We start from the raw sequence: 16,197 nt of genomic DNA on the forward strand, positions 1-16,197 counted from the left end.
TCACTTGCCCAACCACTAACGCGCCAGCGATACAGTTCAAAACACTTACTGTTTAGATAAGGACACTTTGCGCGCTTTCAAGGTGTAGCGCTTGATTTGGCGCAATGCCAAGGCCTGCTCGCGGCAGACGCAGGCTTATTCTGCCAGCCAGATTAAGCTGGCTTGGCGGCCGGTATTGGCTTGCCGGCGGTAGGAAAAGAAGCGTGCTTCGTCGCTAAAGGTGCACTCGCCGCCGCCGGCCATTTGGCTCACGCCACAGGCCGCCAAACGCTGGCAGGCGAGCAGGTATAAGTCGGCATAAAAATGCCCATCGCGCTGACTGGGGATAAACGCGCTGGCAGCGGCGCGGTCAACCTGCATAAAGGCGTCGCGCACTTCAGCACCGACTTCAAAGGCTTGCGGGCCGATGGCCGGACCAAGCCATACGCTGACCTGCTCAGCCGGTGTGCGCATGGCTTTTAAGGTGGCCTCTAGCACCCCAGCATGCAGGCCACGCCAGCCGGCATGCGCGGCGGCGACCACATCGCCCTGCGCACTGGCAAACAGCACTGGCAGGCAATCGGCGGTCATCACCACGCAGGCTTTGCCGGGCGTGCGACTGATCACAGCATCGGCGCACGGCGTGCCGGTTGCCGTGGCGTCGACCACCTCGATGCCGTGCACTTGCTTGAGCCAGCAGGGCTCCATTTGCCATGCGCGCGCCAGCTTAGTGCGGTTAGCGGCCACGGCTTCGGGGCTATCGCCGACGTGATCGCCCAAGTTAAAGCTGGCATACGGCGCGGCGCTGGCACCGTCCAAACGGGTGGTCTGCAAGGCGCGCACGCCTTCAGGCAGGGACCAGTCGGGGAGATACCAGCTCGCGCTCATCGGTTAGCCCAAATAGGTTTCGGCGTCTTGCTTAAGCAGAGTCAGCAGCCAGCGGAAATCTTCCGGCAATGGCGACTCCCAGCCGACTTTCTTGCCTGTAGCCGGGTGTTCCAGCTCAAGAAAGCGCGCATGCAGCGCCTGACGCGGAAATTCGCGCAGCGCTTGAATTAAGGTTTGGCTCGAACCCGGCGGAATCTGCACGCGGCCGCCGTATTGCGGGTCGCCCACCAGCGGGTAATGCAGATGGCTCATGTGCACGCGAATTTGATGGGTACGGCCAGTTTCTAGCTTAACCCGCACATGGGTATGCCCACGGAAGCGCTCTAGCACGCGGTAATGGCTCACCGCTGGTTTGCCGCCGGCGACCACCGCCATCTTCTGCCGTTGTTGCGGATGACGACCAATCGGCTGATCGACGGTGCCGCCAGCGGTAATCACGCCCAGTACCACAGCCTCGTACAGACGGCTCACGGTGCGTGCTTGCAGCTGGCGGACTAAGACGTTTTGCGCTTCCACCGTCTTCGCCACCACCATCAAACCCGTGGTGTCTTTATCTAAACGGTGCACGATGCCCGCACGCGGCACTTTGTCGAGCGCCGGCACATGGTGCAGCAAGGCATTTAACAAGGTGCCATCGGCATGCCCGGCAGCCGGGTGCACCACTAGGCCGGCGGGCTTGTCGATGACCAGAATATGCTCATCTTCAAAGACAATATTCAGCGCGATAGCTTGCGCCTCCCACTGGCCTTGCACTTCGATGGTCGCTTTCAGCGCCAGCTCGCAGCCGGCGTGCACCACATCCTTAGGACGCAGGGTTTTGCCGTCCGCTGTTAAGGCGCCGTCTTTAATCCAACCGGCAAGGCGGGAGCGGGAATAATCTTCAAACAGCTGCGCGGCCACTTGGTCAAGGCGTTGACCGCCTAGCTCCACGGGCACAGTGGCGTTTTTTTCAATGAGTTCAGACATGGCGATAAGAGGGCTGCAAGGCTTTTGGTTTCGCCTGCGCGCTGTGGTTAAATACGGCGTTCTTCAACCCCGTTAGCGGGCGCTCACTATAACAGGACGGCCTGATCGCGTCAGCCGCCGTCTCAGGGATGCACGACACCATGCCAGTGAACAAGTTGTTGTTGATTGCCGCGTTGGCCCTTATTGCGGCCTGTTCTTCAAAAACGGTCATCGACGAAAACCTCACCGAAAACGAACTGTACGCTCAGGCTCAGGAAGACCTAGGAAGCAGCCGCTACAGCACCGCGATTGAAAAGCTCAAAGCCCTTGAGTCGCGCTACCCCTTCGGCCGCTACGCCGAGCAGGCGCAGCTGGAGCTGATCTACGCCTACTTTAAGAGTGTAGAACCCGAAGCCGCGCGCGCTGCGGCCGATCGTTTTATTCGTCTGCACCCACAACACCCGAGCGTGGATTACGCCTACTACATCAAGGGGTTGTCCTCGTTCGAGCAAGACCGTGGGTTGATCTCGCGCTTTATTCCGCTGGACATGACCAAGCGTGACCCGGGCGCGGCGCGTGACTCGTTCAACGAGTTCGCCCAGCTGACCAGCCGCTCCCCCAACAGCCGCTACGCACCGGACGCCAAGGCGCGCATGATCTACCTGCGCAACCTGCTGGCCGCCTATGAAGTGCACGCCGGCGACTACTACTTAAAGCGTAAAGCCTACGTAGCCGCGGCTAACCGTGGTCGTTATATCGTCGAGAACTTCCAAGGCACCCCTGCGGTAGGCGATGGCTTGGCGATCATGACTGAGGCTTACCATCACCTCGGCATGCAAGACTTAAAGCAAACCTCGCTGGATGCGCTGAAGCTTAACTACCCTGAGCACCCAAGCTTGGATGGTGGCGAGTTCAAGGTCACCTACAAGCAAAAAGAAGAGCGCAGCTGGCTGTATCGCAACACTGTCGGCCTGTTCGACAATGCTGCGCCGCTGCCGCCGGGCCAAACCCGCGCCAGTCAAGACGTAATTCAACAGTACGAAGATGCTGAAGAAGCTATCCCCGGCGAGCTGAAAGAAGGCCTGCAAGGCGAAGAAGAGAAAGAGCGCTCTTGGTTCAGCTACCTGACCTTCGGCCTGTTCGACTAAGTCGCACAGCGCTCTCAACAAAAAAGCCCGCAGCATTCACTGCGGGCTTTTTTGTTGGCCATGGGGGCGCTTATTTCACTTGATGCATGACCCGCTGCGGGAACGGAATCGACAGCCCTGCTGCTTCTAAACGCTCTTTACCTTGCTCGGTAAAGCCGAACATCACGTTCCAATATTCGGCAGTATCTACCCACACGCGCAGTTGCAGATTGACTGAGCTGTCAGCCAATGCCGTCACCCACAACACAGGCTCTGGGTCTTGATGTACGCGGCTGTCTTCGTTGGCCATGGCCAACAGCACATCACGCGCCAGCTTGATGTCATCGCGGTAATCAATGCCAAAAGGGATATCCACACGGCGGCGTGATTCACGCGAGAAGTTGGTAATAGTGCCGTTGGACAGCGCGCCATTGGGCACCACGACGATCTTGTTGTCGCCGGTTTTTAACACCGTGTGGAAGATCTGAATCTGCACCACAGTGCCGCTAATGCCCTGCGCTTCAACAAAGTCACCGGCCTTAAACGGACGGAACAACAGAATCAGCACGCCACCGGCGAAATTCGACAAACTGCCCTGCAGCGCCAGACCAATCGCCAAACCAGCAGCACCAATGGCCGCCACGAACGAGGTGGTTTCCACGCCGATCATGCTCGCCACGCTGACGATCAACAGCACCTTCAGGACGATATTCGCCAGGCTGGCGATAAAGCCGTGCAGCGTGGGGTCGACGGCCTTCATGGTCAGCAGCGCGGTGATGCGCTTGCTCAGTTTGTTGGTCAGCCACCAACCCAGCACTAAGGTAATCAGCGCCAGCGTCAGCTGCCCGCCGTAATGCAAAATCAACGGCATCCAAGTATTGGCCAGCTCTAACAGCTGGTTGTATTCAAGCTCCATAGTCACTCCTCGTTTTATGGAAGGATAAAAATGACGAAGGCCCACAAGGGGCCTTCGTTAGAAACAGCAACGCTTAATCGCGGAAGTTGTTGTACTGCAGCGGCATACCCAGCTCTTTAGTGCGCAGCAAGGCGATGGCCTCTTGCAGGTCGTCACGCTTTTTGCCGGTCACCCGCACTTGCTCACCTTGAATGGCGGCTTGCACCTTGAGCTTGGCGTCTTTGATCAGCGCGACGATTTTCTTCGCTAAGTCTTTATCAATGCCCTGCCGCAGCAGCACTTCTTGCTTCATTTCTTTGCCCGAGGCATAGGCGTCTTTGACTTCCAGACACTGGATATCGATCTTGCGCTTAACCAGCGAGCTCTTAAGAATTTCCAGCATTTGCTGCAGTAGGTAATCCGCCTCGGCGGTCATGGTCACGCTGAGATCTTTGGCCTCGAAGCTGCCTTTACCGCGCAGATCGTAGCGGCGCTCCAGTTCCTTCATGGCATTGTCGATAGCGTTGGTGACTTCGTGTTTATCCAGCTCAGACACCACATCAAAAGACGGCATATATCCTCCCCTTGGGATAAACCCAGCCGACTTACCTCGGATGGGTTACTTGCGACAGACGAAAAAGATGACCGATTATAGCCAACCGCGCGGCCATCACAGAACCGCGCCTGCATGCCGCCTAGGATGGCAGGCATTCTCTATACTCAAGCGCAAAGACAAGAAGGAACCTTCATGCCCAACCCCCAGCTCAGCATTATGGTGGTCGACGACGCTAAGTTTTCTAGCGCCGTGATTGGTCGTGCTCTTAGCCAAGCCGGCTACCAAGATATCCGCTTCGCCTCCAGTGCTGGCGAGGCATTGCAACAGCTGGAGAAGCGCCCGGTGAGCGTGCTGCTGGCCGACTGGCTAATGCCCGAAATGGACGGTTTAGAGCTCACCGCACGGGTACGCCAACACGATGAGGCGACCAACCATTACACCTATATCGTGCTGCTGACCGGCAAAGACGGCGACAAGGTACAAGGCGAAGCGTTTGACCGTGGCGTGGACGATTTCATCAGTAAAACCTCGATGAGCGACCAATTATTGCCGCGCATCTATGCCGCTGATCGGGTTAGTAACACCATCAATCGGCTGCTTGGCGAAACCCGCATGCTGACGAAAAACCTCGCCAGCCTTGAGTCGCGCAACTTAGTCGATGCCACCACCGCCTTGGGCAATGCCCGCTTTGCGCGGCAGAAACTCGGCGACACCCTGCGCCAAGTGGAGTCCCGCGGAGGCGCCTGCTGTTGCCTACTGATCGGCATTGAAGAAGCCAGCAAGCACAAGCGCACCTTAGGTGAAAAAGCCTACAGCGAGCTGCTCGCTGGCATGGCGCGGCGTCTGCAGCACCTCGTGCGCCCACTGGATATTTTGGCGCGCTTAGATGACGAGTGTTTTGCCCTGATCACCCTGCAAGAAGACCTGCAGCAGTGCGTGCCCAGCAGCTTCCGCCGTCTGCACGAAGGCCTGAACTTAAAGGCCTTTAAAACCAGTGAAGGCTTTGTCAGCGTTAAAGCCGGCATCGGCATGGCCGCCTGCGATAACCGCTTAGGCCTGCCCGCCGAAGACACCTTAATGAGCCTTGCCCACCAACAACTGGAGTTGGCCTACCAAAACGGCTTGGTCAACGCGGCGCGCTGGCAGCCAGAATGACCTGGCACATCTTAGGCGCCGGCAGTTTGGGTTGCCTATGGGCCGCCCGACTCGCTCGCGCCGGCGAGCCTGTGCTGCTGCTCCTGCGAGACCGCCAGCGCTTAGCGCAGTACCGCGCTAGCACCGGCGTTGGTCTGCGTGAAGGGGATAACTTCAGCCGCTTTCCCATTGCGGCCGACACCCTCGACGGCAACCAGCCGATCCAGCGTTTATTACTCGCCTGCAAGGCCTACGACGCCGAAGAAGCCGCCGCCAGCGTGGCGCCTCGCTTAGCGCCCACGGCGGAAATTCTCTTGCTGCAGAACGGCCTCGGCAGCCAACAAGCGGTAGCCGAGCGCCTGCCGCGCGCGCGCTGCATTGCCGTATCCAGCACCGAAGGCGCCTACCTTGAAGCCCCGTTTAGCGTGGTGTGGGCCGGGCGCGGGCAAAACTGGTTAGGCGATGGCAGCGAGCAAGCCCCCGCATGGCTCGCCGCTCTGGATAAAGCCGAGATCCCCCAGCAATGGACGACACAGATCGACGCCCGCTTGTGGAAGAAACTTGCGCTGAACTGCGCCATCAACCCGCTCACTGTGCTGCACCAGTGCCGCAACGGCCTGTTAGCCGAACAGCAAGAAACCCTCGCCACGCTGTGCAGCGAACTGGCTGCCCTGCTGAGTCGCAATCAGGTCCGCATTAGCGCCGATGAGCTGCTTAACGAGGTGTTGCAGGTGATCAACGCCACCGCAGCGAATTACTCCTCGATGTACCAAGATGTGCAGCAAAACCGCCGCACGGAAATCGCCTACTTACTCGGCTATGCGGTACAAAACGCTCGCGCTCATCACCTGCACTGCCCGGCCTTTGAGCAGCTGCACCAGCAGTTGCAAAACGCCCTCGCGCAGCGCGGCTTGCCTACTGACTAACACATGGCGCAGCGCAGCTTTCTGCAAGACTTACCGGTTGGCCACAAGATTCTCGCCGGCCTGCTCACCCTCGTTTTAACCACCCTGCTGATCGCCAATATCGCCTTTATCAGCGCCGCGTATTGGATCACCCAAGAAAGCATGGCGCCCTCGGCCATGCGCACCCTCGGTCAAGTGTTTGCCAGCCCCGCGTTAAGTCGCGAGGCTCTGGCCTCGCCACAAGCGGCCAGCCGCGCACTAGAGCGCTTAGACGGCCACTCGCCCCTGCGCGGCGCGGCCTTGTACGGCGCCGATGGCACGCGCCTCGCCGAACGTTTTTGGGGCCACGCGTTAAGCATTCCCAGTAACGCCGGCAGGCTGCACGACTGGCAAGACAGCCACCTGCGGCAAAGCCGGATCAGCGAAATGCCGCTACCCAACGGCGCCACCGGCCACCTGCTGCTGATTGCCTCCAGCGAGCTACCCAGCGAGTTCTTCACCGGCACCTTAAGCGCCAGCTTGGGGATCTTTTTCGCCAGTGCCTTGCTCTGGATCGTACTGGCGCGCCAGCTGCGCAAGTTGGTCACTAAACCAATTCGTCGCCTTGAAGAGCTCAGCCGCCAAGTCACCGAGAGCGAAGACTACAGCCTGCGCGCACGCATCAGCGGCGAGGACGAAATCGGCCACCTAGGCCAAGCCTTCAATACTATGCTCACCCGCATTCAGGCCCGCGAGCAGGAGCTGCGCGACGCCCGCGACGAAGCCTGCGCCGCCGAACAACAAGCCCACGAACTGGCCGAAGAAGCCCGCCGTGGTCAGCGCAAGCTGGAGCTCGAAGTGCAAGTACGCAGCAAGATCGAGCACAAGCTGACCGGCTTTCAGGACTACCTCAACAGCATCATTAACTCCATGCCCTCGGCGCTGATCGCCGTGGATGACCAACTGTTTGTCACCCAGTGGAACCTCGCCGCCTGCGAGCTGAGCGGCCTAAGCCGCGCCGATGCGTTAAACAAGCCGCTGGCCTTGGTTTTCCCCAACTTGGAAGGCTTCACCAGCACCCTGCGCGACACCATGGGGCGCAGCAAAGCCGCCACCGTCGAGCGCGTCAGCTGGCCGCGCGACGACGAAACCCGGCATTACACCCTGACCTTCTACCCGCTCTCAGCCGCCAGCGGGCGTGGCGCGGTGATCCGTATCGACGACATCACCCAACGCCTGAACATGGAAGAACTGGTGGTGCAGTCAGACAAGATGCTCTCGGTCGGCGGGCTGGCCGCCGGCATGGCCCACGAGATCAACAACCCGCTTGGCGCCATGCTGCACAACGTGCAAAACATTCGCCGCCGCTTGTCGGCGCACCTGCCGCGCAATCAGCAGATTGCCGACGGTGTGCAGCTCGATTTAGAAATCCTCGAACGCTACCTAGAAGCGCGGGAAATCCCCGCGCTGCTAAACGGCATCGACGCCGCCGGTCAGCGCGCCGCGCGCATTGTCGAGCACATGCTGAAATTCAGCCGTTTAAGCGACCGCCAACTGGCGCCGTGCGACCTCAACGCGCTGGTCAGCCAAGCCTGCGAGGTAGCACGCACCGAACTGCAACTGGCCGATGGCGGCGACCTGCGCCAGCTACCGATCGAGCTGCAACTCTCACCGCGCCTGCCGGAAGTGCGCGTGGTCGCCACCGAGCTGGAGCAAGTGCTGCTCAACCTGATCGGCAATGCCGCGCACGCCATCGCCCAGCGCAAACGCCAAGCGCCGAGCCATCAAGGCCGCTTGAGCATTCGCACCCGACTGCGCAGCCCGTGGGTCGAAGTGCTGATTCAGGACAACGGCATCGGCATGTCGGAAAAAGTCCGCAAGCGCATCTTCGAGCCCTTCTTCACCACCAAAGACACCGGCCAAGGCACGGGGCTGGGTTTGTCGGTGAGCTACTTCATCATCACCAACAACCATCAAGGGCAGATGGAAGTGCAGTCCAGCCTTGGCGAAGGCAGCTGCTTTACCCTGCGCTTGCCGCTAGCCAACTAAGGTGCGCGGGAAAGCCCGCATGTTTCTGAGGGTTAAGCGCCCTTGGCGAGCGTGGCACAATGGCGCCCTCTCTCTCGCCGCGTAAGGTTTTCCCATGAGCAATCGCCTCACCCGCATTTACACCCGCCAAGGCGACAAAGGCCAAACCTCGCTGGCCGACGGCAGCCGCGTGAGCAAAACCCACCCGCGTATCGAAGCGATTGGCTCGGTGGATGAGCTGAACAGCCAGCTGGGCTTATTGATTGCTGAACTGCTCGCTGCCGTGGCAGAAAAACCCGCGCTGCAAGAAGCGCTGGATGTGCTGCAACCGATTCAGCACCGCTTATTCGACTTAGGCGGCGAGCTGGCCATGCCCGAATGGAGCGCCCTGCAGCAAGCGCATATCGACGCCATGGAAGCGCAAATTGATCTGTGGAATAACGAGCTTGGCCCGCTGGAGAACTTCATTCTGCCCGGCGGCTCGCGCCTGCTGGCCCAAGCCCATGTGTGCCGCACCCTCGCGCGCCGCGCCGAACGTCGCTGTCAGCAGCTGGGCGATGTTGAGCCAGTTGCCGGCCTCGCCCAACCGTATCTGAATCGCCTCTCGGACTTGCTGTTTGTTGGCGCACGCATCATCGGCCGCCGCGAAGGCTGCGCCGAAGTGTTGTGGGTGCCAGCAACTGCCGAGTAGTGGGCTCGCCAACATTGGGCTCACCAACAAAAAAGGCGCTGAATCATCAGCGCCTTTTTTGTTAATCCCCGATCTTCCAACCTGAGGTAATCGGATAACGCCGATCGCGGCCAAAGCCCCGCTGCGTCACGCGCGGGCCCACCGCCGCTTGGCGGCGTTTGTACTCGTTAAGATCCACCAAACGTACCACCTTGCGCACTACGTCCTCATCAAAGCCTTCGGCAACGATGGCATCGGCGGAGAGGTCGTACTCGATGTACAGCTTGAGGATTTCATCCAGCACGGGGTACGGCGGTAGCGAGTCTTCGTCTTTCTGATCGGGCGACAGCTCGGCTGACGGCGGACGATCAATCACTCGCTGCGGAATCACCGCGCCAAGACTGTTGCGGTATTCGCAGAGGCGGAAGACCAAGGTTTTCGGCACGTCTTTGAGCACATCAAAGCCACCGGCCATGTCGCCATACAGGGTGGCGTAGCCGACCGCCATCTCGCTCTTGTTGCCGGTGGTCAGCACCAAGTAACCCTTCTTGTTGGAGATCGCCATCAGCAAGGTGCCACGGCAACGCGCTTGCAGGTTTTCTTCGGTGGTGTCGCGGCCTAAGCCCTCGAACACAGGCGCCAGCGTCGCCTGAAAGGCCTCGACCATGTCGGCAATCGGCAGCACGCGGTAGGTCACGTTGAGCAGGCGCGCTTCTTCAGCGGCATCATCCAAGCTCATTTGCGCGGTGTAGTGGTAGGGCATCATCACCGCCTCGACGCGCTCGGCGCCTAAGGCATCCACCGCCACGGCCAACGTCAGTGCCGAGTCGATACCGCCAGACAAACCGAGCACCACGCCTTTAAAGCGGTTTTTCTCCACATAGTCGCGCACGCCGGTGACCAGCGCCTGATACACCGAGGCTTCCAGCGCGGGCAGTTCGGCACACTTGCCGGGCAGCGCAGTCACCCGCTCAGCCACACGCAAATCCACCGGGAATAAACCAGCGACAAACGCAGGGCAGCGTTGCAACACCTCGCCCTCGGCACTCATCAGCAGCGAGCCGCCGTCGAACACTAGCTCGTCCTGCCCGCCGACTTGGTTGACATAAACAATCGGCATGCCGCCTTCGCGAGCACGCTCGGCCAGCATGGCCTCGCGCTCGCTTTGTTTGTCTAAGTGGAATGGCGAGGCATTCAAGCTCAGCATCAGCTGTGCGCCGGCGGCCTTGGCCTGCGCCATGGGCTCGGCGAACCAGATGTCTTCGCAGATGGTCAGCGCCACCGGCACGCCTTTAACCTCCAGCACGCACGGCTCGCTGCCAGCGCTGAAGTAGCGCTTCTCGTCGAACACTTGGTAGTTGGGTAGCTTTTGCTTGTAGTAGCTGGCGAGGATTTGCCCGTCGGCCAGCACAGCCGCCGCGTTATAACGCAGCTCGCCGTCGACCCACGGATATCCAACCACCATATAAATGCCGCTCACCGCCTGCGCCAGCTCGTGCAGTGCGCGCTCGATGCGGCGTTGCATGCTCGAGCGCAGCAGCAAGTCTTCCGGCGGGTAGCCCGACAGCGCCAGCTCAGGGAACACAATCACATCGGCGTGCTGCTCATCACGCGCCTGCTGCGCGGCGGCAATCAAGCGCGCCAAATTGCCGTGCACGTCGCCCACATGCAAATTCAGTTGGGCCATCACAATGCGCAAGGTGTCGGTCATACCAGCTCTCCACAAAACCGGCGGCCATTGTCCCGCATGCGCCAGCGCGGAACAACGGCGGATAGGCTGCGCCGCTTAAGCGCGTGGGCTACACTGGGCCACCCGCTGGAAATGAGGTGCTCATGGGATTGTTCCGCCTGCTCTTGCTCGGCGCTGTGATTGCAGCGGTTTTGCTGCTGTGGCGACGTTTTAAAAACCGCAACACCACCGCCCAACAACAGCCCACCGCCGACGAGCCCATGGTGCGCTGCCAACATTGCCGCGTGCATTTACCCAAAGCCAAGGCCATCGAAACTTCACAAGGCTGGTTCTGCAGCCAACAGCACGCCGAGGCGGGCCCGCGTGAGCCACGCTAGCACACAAACCTTCCCCCTGCGCGGCGCCACGGCGCTGCGCAGCTTGCGCCTGTATAACCTCTACCGCGTGGTGCTGGGGCTGATTCTGGTGCTGGTGGTCAGCGGCAATATTCACCACGACTTGCTGCGCTTAAGCGATGACGACCTGTTCACCGCACTGGCGTGGATTTACCTGATCAGCAACGTGCTGGTCAGCGTGTTGCTGTTACGCCCGCCCACCCCGCTGCTCAGTTTTAGCCTTGGCGTGTTGGATATCGGCCTACTCGGCGCCTTGTATTACAGCGCCGGCGGCGCACCGAGCGGCACCGGCAACTTGATGATCATTGCCGTGGCCATCGCCAACATTTTGGTGCCGGGGCGCATCGGTTTGCTGTTGGCCGCACTGGCGACCATGGTGGTAATGGGTGTCACCCTGCACATGAGCCTGAGTGACAGCAGCGCCAGCAGCCAGTTCTTGCAAGCGGGCACCTTAGGCGGGCTGTTCTTCGCCGCCGCGCTGTTTACCCAAGGCGTGACGCGCCGCGCGCAACAAAGCGAAAGCATTGCCGAGCAGCGCGCCGCCGACGTAGCCGGCCTGCAAGAAATGAACACGCTGATTCTGCAGCGCATGCGCACCGGCATCTTAGTGCTCGACGCCAGCCACCAAGTGCTGCTCACCAACCCCGGTGCGCAAAGCCTGCTCGGCCAGCAGGGCTTAACCGGGCAATACTTAGACCCACTGGTGCCCGAGCTGGTCAAACGCCTACAGCAATGGCTGCACAACCCCACCCTGCGCCCGCAAAGCTTTCGCGGCCATCCCAATGGCCCTGAGTTACTGCCCAGCTTTGTGCCACTCAAGCGCGGCGAGCAAGCCAACTACCTGGTGTTTTTAGAAGACTTATCGCAAATCGCCCAGCAAGCGCAGCAGCTCAAACTCGCTTCGCTGGGGCGCTTAACCGCCGGCATTTCGCACGAAATTCGCAATCCCTTGGGCGCCGTCAGCCACGCCGCGCAGCTGCTGCTGGAATCGGAAGAACTCGATAAGCCCGACCGCCGTCTGGCACAGATCATTCAAGATCACTCGCGGCGCATGAACTTAATCATCGAAAACGTCTTGCAGCTCTCACGCCGCCAAGCCGCCGAGCCACAACTGCTGGATTTAAAATATTGGCTGCACCGTTTTGCCAGCGAGTTCCGCAGCACGCATCCGCAAGCCGGTACACTGCACCTCGCCACCAGCCAAGGCTCGGTGCAAACCCGCATGGACCCCAACCAGCTAACCCAAGTACTCAGCAACTTGGTGCAAAACGGCCTACGCTACAGCCAGCAAAAGCATGGCCAAGCGCAGGTTTGGCTAAAGCTGTACAAGGACGACAACAGCGAACTCCCCGTACTGGAAGTACTCGATGACGGCCCCGGCGTGCACCCAGAACGCCGCGAGCAACTCTTCGAGCCTTTCTACACCACCGAAAGCAAAGGTACGGGTTTGGGACTGTATATTTCCCGTGAGCTATGCGAGAGCAACCAGGCCCGCCTGGATTACCTGCCGCGCGAGGAAGGCGGCAGCTGCTTCCGTATCACCTTTGCTCACCCGCGCAAGATGAGTTGACCTTGATGAGCCGCAAAACCGCCCTGATTGTCGATGACGAACCGGATATCCGCGAACTGCTGGAGATCACCCTCGGGCGTATGAAGCTCGACACCCGCAGCGCGCGCAATGTGAAGGAAGCGCGCGAGATGCTCGCCCGCGAACACTTCGACCTGTGCCTGACCGACATGCGCCTGCCCGATGGCACCGGCCTCGAGCTGGTGCAGCACATCCAAAAGCAGCACCCGCAAACCCCGGTGGCGATGATCACCGCCTACGGCAGCCTCGACACCGCCATCGCCGCGTTAAAAGCGGGCGCCTTCGACTACGTGACTAAGCCGGTAGAACTGCCGCGCCTGCGCGAGCTGGTCAACAGCGCGCTGAACATTCCTGCCCCCGGCGCCGCACTACCCGCTGCCGCCGAAGCCAGCCAGCAATTGCTCGGCGAATCGGCACCGATGAAGGCGCTACGCAAACAGATTCTCAAGCTCTCACGCAGCCAAGCGCCGGTGTACATCAGCGGCGAATCCGGTAGCGGTAAAGAGCGCGTCGCGCGGCTGATTCACGCCCAAGGCCCGCGCGCCGACAAGCCGTTTGTGCCGGTCAACTGCGGCGCGATTCCCAGCGAGCTGATGGAAAGCGAGTTCTTCGGCCACAAAAAAGGCAGCTTCACCGGCGCCGGCGAAGACAAGCTCGGCCTATTCCAAGCGGCCAACGGCGGCACCTTGTTCCTCGACGAAGTGGCCGATCTGCCGTTGTCGATGCAGGTCAAACTGCTGCGCGCCATTCAAGAAAAAGCCGTGCGCCCGGTCGGCGGCCAGCAAGAAATCGCCGTCGATGTGCGCATCCTAAGCGCCACCCACAAAGACCTCGCCGGCGAAGTAGCGGCCAACCACTTCCGCCAAGATCTTTACTACCGCTTAAACGTCATCGAGCTGAAAGTACCGCCGCTGCGCGAACGCCGCGAAGACGTACCGCTACTGGCCGAGCACATCCTCAACCGCTTAGGCCAAGACCTCGACCTGCCGCCGGTGTCGCTAAGCCAAGACGCGCAAGGCAAGCTGCTCAACTACCGCTTCCCCGGCAACGTGCGCGAGCTAGAGAACCTGCTCGAACGCGCCTTCACCCTGTGTGAAGACGACATCATCGAAGCCCGCGACCTGCACTTCGCCGACGCCCCCGGCGCCATCAGCGAAGGCATGCCGACCTTGGGCCAAGTGGATAACCTTGAGGACTACCTCGAAGACATCGAACGCCGCGCCATCATGCAAGCGCTGGAAGAAACCCGCTGGAACCGCACCGCCGCCGCGCAGCGCCTTGGCCTGACCTTCCGCTCGATGCGCTATCGCTTAAAGAAATTGGGCATTGATTGATCACCCAGCCCACCGCCAAAACCGGCTAACGTAGGCCGGGTTAGCCCACGGCGTAACCCGGCAAGCAGGCTGCAAGGCCTGCCCTGCCTCATCACAGCAAATACCCAACCACCACAAAAAAAACCGAACCCCACACCATCAGGGAGTGATGCACGTGACCAATCTTGCCAACTTCGACACCAGCTACTGGCAACCCAAAGACCCAGCTTGGCTGGCCGCACGGGAAGCACAGTGGCCTGAAATAGAAATACTTTTGTTTGAGCTGAACAAAAGCAAGAAGGCTGTTGGTGTTATTAAGCGCTATTTTTTTAAAGGCACCTTGCCTGATTGGGATAAGCTCAGTGGCTGGGATAACTATGAGCGGCATTTAGACTTAATGCTGTTTCTCTATTTGCACCCCAGCCAAGACCCGGCGGTATTAGCCCCCTTGCGCGATGCATATATTCGCTTGCGGCATGTGCAACCACGCGACATTGAAACGGGCTTTCAACAGCTCATCAGCATAGGGATGATTCAGGCGGCCGGCGGAGGGGGGCATAGGTTTCGTTATGAAACGGTGGCGAAGGCTTTACCGCATCTGCTGGCAAATTTTTCCGTAGGTGATGACGGTTTCATTACAATTAAAGCGCATATTACGGGGCATAGTGAGCGGCTATTTCGCTTATTGTTTACCGACCCGCAGCAGCAAGTCATTAACTTGCCAAAGCGCTTGCCGGCGCAGATACCGCAGCACGGCTTTCGCGATGTCTGGGAGTGGTCGCAATGGTTGACCCTTGAGTTGCCCTTAGGGCCGTGCGCCAGCGATATGCTTTACCAATACGATTACCCTCTGGAATTTTGGTATGCCCAGTGTGGTTGCGATTTGCCACGTTTTGATCAAGCTGCTCGCTCACCTAGAGTTGTTGAGTTATTCATCAAGGCATTCTACCGCTTTCAGCATTTCTTCGATGTGCACGCCGCAGACGACCCGCGCGCGCCCCTTGTGCGCAAAGTTGTGCAAATGCTCGACACGCGTGAGTTTGTACAGCCGGTCAAGCTGCTGTGGAATGAGGTAAAAGCCGGTGAGGTGGTGGTGACTGACCCTTGGAGCCCCGACTGCAAGCTGAAAAAGTCTGCCTTATGGAGCGCCTTTAAAATTAAACCCGAGTGGCCGAGTGTATGAGTGCTGCCCTGCGTTCGAGCCTGCGCATTCACCGCCGCCAGCTGGCGGCCGTGTTGCAGGCGCTGGATTACCAGCCCGATGAAGACTTCAGCTTGGCGCACAACGTGTGCGACTGCCTAAGCGACTACCATTGGTACGCCGCAGCCCCGCAGGATGAATGGCTGAGCTTTGAGTTTGCCTCAGACGATGACGAGCAAATGGACTGGGAAGTCTTACTGACCCTCACCCCCTTTCTTGAAGAAGGCAGCTATTACGAAGAGCGCGCTGGCGATTACGTGCTTGATGCCCAAGGCCAGCAACGCACCGGGCTGATCCGCGCCTGGGTAGAGCAAGGTCAGCTCAAGGGCATGATCTATGCGCTAGTGCCAGACCCAACCGGGTCGGCAGTGCGTGAGCCCGTCGCAGCGCTTGACCCACGGATGATTTAGCCCGCTCACCGCGTTCTGCCAATCCCGTAGGCCGGGTTAGCCAACGGCGTAACCCGGCAAGCAGGCTGCAAGGCCTGCCGGAGGCCCCTCAAACCAAGCCACCCTCGCGCTGACCGAAACGAGCCTTGAGCTACAGAGATAACTTTCGGAGTTAGCGGAAGCCTCTCATTGCGCCTTCCCGGCGCGTCACTTTCTTCTTGCGTGCCCAAGAAGAAAGTAACCAAAGAAGAAGGGCACCCTGTGTCCGGGTTTGGCCTACGGCCAAACTCCCTTCGCGCCGGGCCTGCTCCACGGGTCGCGGCGAAGGGCCATCCTGGCCCATCGCCACTCGCTCGACATCCCTGTCTCGCGCCCCGCTGCGCAAACTCTCTGCTCAGCCGAACACCAAGGGGTTGTCGCCTTCGCACGAAATGCGTTTGCCAAACATCAACAATAGAAATACGCCGGCTCAGCAAGAGCTCACACATTGAAACCACCAAACCATCGACCTGCAC

General features: G+C 59.8%; 15 protein-coding genes. 10 read left to right on the forward strand and 5 right to left on the reverse strand.

All coding sequences use genetic code 11. The features are described 5' to 3' along the window. Nucleotides 1-135 precede the first annotated feature (135 nt). Together pgeF and rluD are read right to left on the reverse strand one after the other, a co-directional pair. Nucleotides 136-867, reverse strand: coding sequence for a peptidoglycan editing factor PgeF (gene pgeF, locus BMX80_RS12850; protein WP_074869162.1), 732 nt, complete (start codon nucleotides 865-867; stop codon nucleotides 136-138). Between the two features lie 3 nt (nucleotides 868-870). After that, nucleotides 871-1,833, reverse strand: coding sequence for a 23S rRNA pseudouridine(1911/1915/1917) synthase RluD (gene rluD / locus BMX80_RS12855; RefSeq protein WP_074869164.1), 963 nt, complete (start codon nucleotides 1,831-1,833; stop codon nucleotides 871-873). A 140-nt stretch (nucleotides 1,834-1,973) separates the two neighbouring features. Here rluD and BMX80_RS12860 point away from each other — a divergent pair, with 140 nt between their 5' ends. Next, nucleotides 1,974-2,960: an outer membrane protein assembly factor BamD gene (locus BMX80_RS12860; RefSeq protein ID WP_074869266.1), complete on the forward strand. Its 987-nt coding sequence runs from the start codon at nucleotides 1,974-1,976 to the stop codon at nucleotides 2,958-2,960. A 70-nt stretch (nucleotides 2,961-3,030) separates the two neighbouring features. On the opposite strand, the gene BMX80_RS12865 is transcribed toward BMX80_RS12860, so the two are convergent. Next, complete coding sequence (locus tag BMX80_RS12865) at nucleotides 3,031-3,855, reverse strand: mechanosensitive ion channel family protein (protein ID WP_074869167.1); 825 nt, start codon at nucleotides 3,853-3,855, stop codon at nucleotides 3,031-3,033. Nucleotides 3,856-3,928: 73 nt separating this feature from the next. Next, complete coding sequence (locus BMX80_RS12870; protein ID WP_074869169.1) at nucleotides 3,929-4,408, reverse strand: YajQ family cyclic di-GMP-binding protein; 480 nt, start codon at nucleotides 4,406-4,408, stop codon at nucleotides 3,929-3,931. A gap of 174 nt (nucleotides 4,409-4,582) precedes the next feature. On the opposite strand from BMX80_RS12870, the gene BMX80_RS12875 reads away from it, so the two are divergent. From BMX80_RS12875 to BMX80_RS12890, 4 genes are all read left to right on the forward strand, one after another. Next, nucleotides 4,583-5,545 (forward strand): GGDEF domain-containing response regulator, encoded by a 963-nt coding sequence (locus BMX80_RS12875; RefSeq protein ID WP_074869172.1) that lies wholly within the window; start codon nucleotides 4,583-4,585, stop codon nucleotides 5,543-5,545. After that, on the forward strand, nucleotides 5,542-6,450 hold the full coding sequence (locus tag BMX80_RS12880) for a putative 2-dehydropantoate 2-reductase (RefSeq protein ID WP_074869175.1): 909 nt from the start codon (nucleotides 5,542-5,544) through the stop codon (nucleotides 6,448-6,450). Before BMX80_RS12875 ends, BMX80_RS12880 begins: the two co-directional genes overlap by 4 nt. A 3-nt stretch (nucleotides 6,451-6,453) precedes the next feature. Continuing rightward, nucleotides 6,454-8,457, forward strand: a complete 2,004-nt coding sequence (locus tag BMX80_RS12885; protein ID WP_074869178.1) for a sensor histidine kinase — start codon at nucleotides 6,454-6,456, stop codon at nucleotides 8,455-8,457. 94 nt (nucleotides 8,458-8,551) lie between these two features. After that, entirely contained in the window at nucleotides 8,552-9,127 is a 576-nt protein-coding gene (locus BMX80_RS12890; RefSeq protein WP_074869181.1) for a cob(I)yrinic acid a,c-diamide adenosyltransferase, read from the forward strand. Nucleotides 9,128-9,188: 61 nt separating this feature from the next. On the opposite strand, the gene BMX80_RS12895 is transcribed toward BMX80_RS12890, so the two are convergent. Then, a complete protein-coding gene (locus BMX80_RS12895; RefSeq protein ID WP_074869184.1) occupies nucleotides 9,189-10,817 on the reverse strand; it encodes an NAD+ synthase in 1,629 nt (542 codons plus the stop codon). A gap of 122 nt (nucleotides 10,818-10,939) precedes the next feature. On the opposite strand from BMX80_RS12895, the gene BMX80_RS12900 reads away from it, so the two are divergent. The 5 genes from BMX80_RS12900 to BMX80_RS12920 all read left to right on the forward strand — a co-directional run bounded on the left by BMX80_RS12900 (nucleotide 10,940) and on the right by BMX80_RS12920 (nucleotide 15,703). After that, a complete protein-coding gene (locus BMX80_RS12900; protein ID WP_074869189.1) occupies nucleotides 10,940-11,173 on the forward strand; it encodes a PP0621 family protein in 234 nt (77 codons plus the stop codon). Beyond that, complete coding sequence (locus tag BMX80_RS12905; RefSeq protein WP_074869192.1) at nucleotides 11,160-12,761, forward strand: sensor histidine kinase; 1,602 nt, start codon at nucleotides 11,160-11,162, stop codon at nucleotides 12,759-12,761. The genes BMX80_RS12900 and BMX80_RS12905 overlap by 14 nt, the downstream gene beginning before the upstream one ends. Before the next feature lie 5 nt (nucleotides 12,762-12,766). After that, nucleotides 12,767-14,113 (forward strand): sigma-54-dependent transcriptional regulator, encoded by a 1,347-nt coding sequence (locus BMX80_RS12910; protein ID WP_071872908.1) that lies wholly within the window; start codon nucleotides 12,767-12,769, stop codon nucleotides 14,111-14,113. 154 nt (nucleotides 14,114-14,267) lie between these two features. Continuing rightward, nucleotides 14,268-15,275, forward strand: coding sequence for a hypothetical protein (locus BMX80_RS12915; RefSeq protein WP_139214126.1), 1,008 nt, complete (start codon nucleotides 14,268-14,270; stop codon nucleotides 15,273-15,275). Continuing rightward, the gene (locus BMX80_RS12920; RefSeq protein ID WP_074869197.1) at nucleotides 15,272-15,703 is read left to right on the forward strand and encodes a hypothetical protein; all 432 of its coding nucleotides are present in this window, start codon (nucleotides 15,272-15,274) and stop codon (nucleotides 15,701-15,703) included. The genes BMX80_RS12915 and BMX80_RS12920 overlap by 4 nt, the downstream gene beginning before the upstream one ends. Nucleotides 15,704-16,197: the final 494 nt, after the last annotated feature.

The organism is Atopomonas hussainii, assembly GCF_900109735.1.
Lineage (GTDB): Bacteria > Pseudomonadota > Gammaproteobacteria > Pseudomonadales > Pseudomonadaceae > Atopomonas > Atopomonas hussainii.

Excerpts from the sequence above, each read along its gene's own strand:
- BMX80_RS12875 (WP_074869172.1), top strand. The coding sequence starts at position 4,583 with ATGCCCAACCCCCAGCTCAGCATTATGGTGGTCGACGACGCTAAGTTT.
- BMX80_RS12870 (WP_074869169.1), bottom strand. The coding sequence starts at position 4,408 with ATGCCGTCTTTTGATGTGGTGTCTGAGCTGGATAAACACGAAGTCACC.
- BMX80_RS12890 (WP_074869181.1), top strand. The coding sequence starts at position 8,552 with ATGAGCAATCGCCTCACCCGCATTTACACCCGCCAAGGCGACAAAGGC.
- BMX80_RS12865 (WP_074869167.1), bottom strand. The coding sequence starts at position 3,855 with ATGGAGCTTGAATACAACCAGCTGTTAGAGCTGGCCAATACTTGGATG.
- BMX80_RS12860 (WP_074869266.1), top strand. The coding sequence starts at position 1,974 with ATGCCAGTGAACAAGTTGTTGTTGATTGCCGCGTTGGCCCTTATTGCG.
- rluD (WP_074869164.1), bottom strand. The coding sequence starts at position 1,833 with ATGTCTGAACTCATTGAAAAAAACGCCACTGTGCCCGTGGAGCTAGGC.
- pgeF (WP_074869162.1), bottom strand. The coding sequence starts at position 867 with ATGAGCGCGAGCTGGTATCTCCCCGACTGGTCCCTGCCTGAAGGCGTG.
- BMX80_RS12900 (WP_074869189.1), top strand. The coding sequence starts at position 10,940 with ATGGGATTGTTCCGCCTGCTCTTGCTCGGCGCTGTGATTGCAGCGGTT.
- BMX80_RS12880 (WP_074869175.1), top strand. The coding sequence starts at position 5,542 with ATGACCTGGCACATCTTAGGCGCCGGCAGTTTGGGTTGCCTATGGGCC.
- BMX80_RS12895 (WP_074869184.1), bottom strand. The coding sequence starts at position 10,817 with ATGACCGACACCTTGCGCATTGTGATGGCCCAACTGAATTTGCATGTG.
- BMX80_RS12910 (WP_071872908.1), top strand. The coding sequence starts at position 12,767 with ATGAGCCGCAAAACCGCCCTGATTGTCGATGACGAACCGGATATCCGC.
- BMX80_RS12885 (WP_074869178.1), top strand. The coding sequence starts at position 6,454 with ATGGCGCAGCGCAGCTTTCTGCAAGACTTACCGGTTGGCCACAAGATT.
- BMX80_RS12920 (WP_074869197.1), top strand. The coding sequence starts at position 15,272 with ATGAGTGCTGCCCTGCGTTCGAGCCTGCGCATTCACCGCCGCCAGCTG.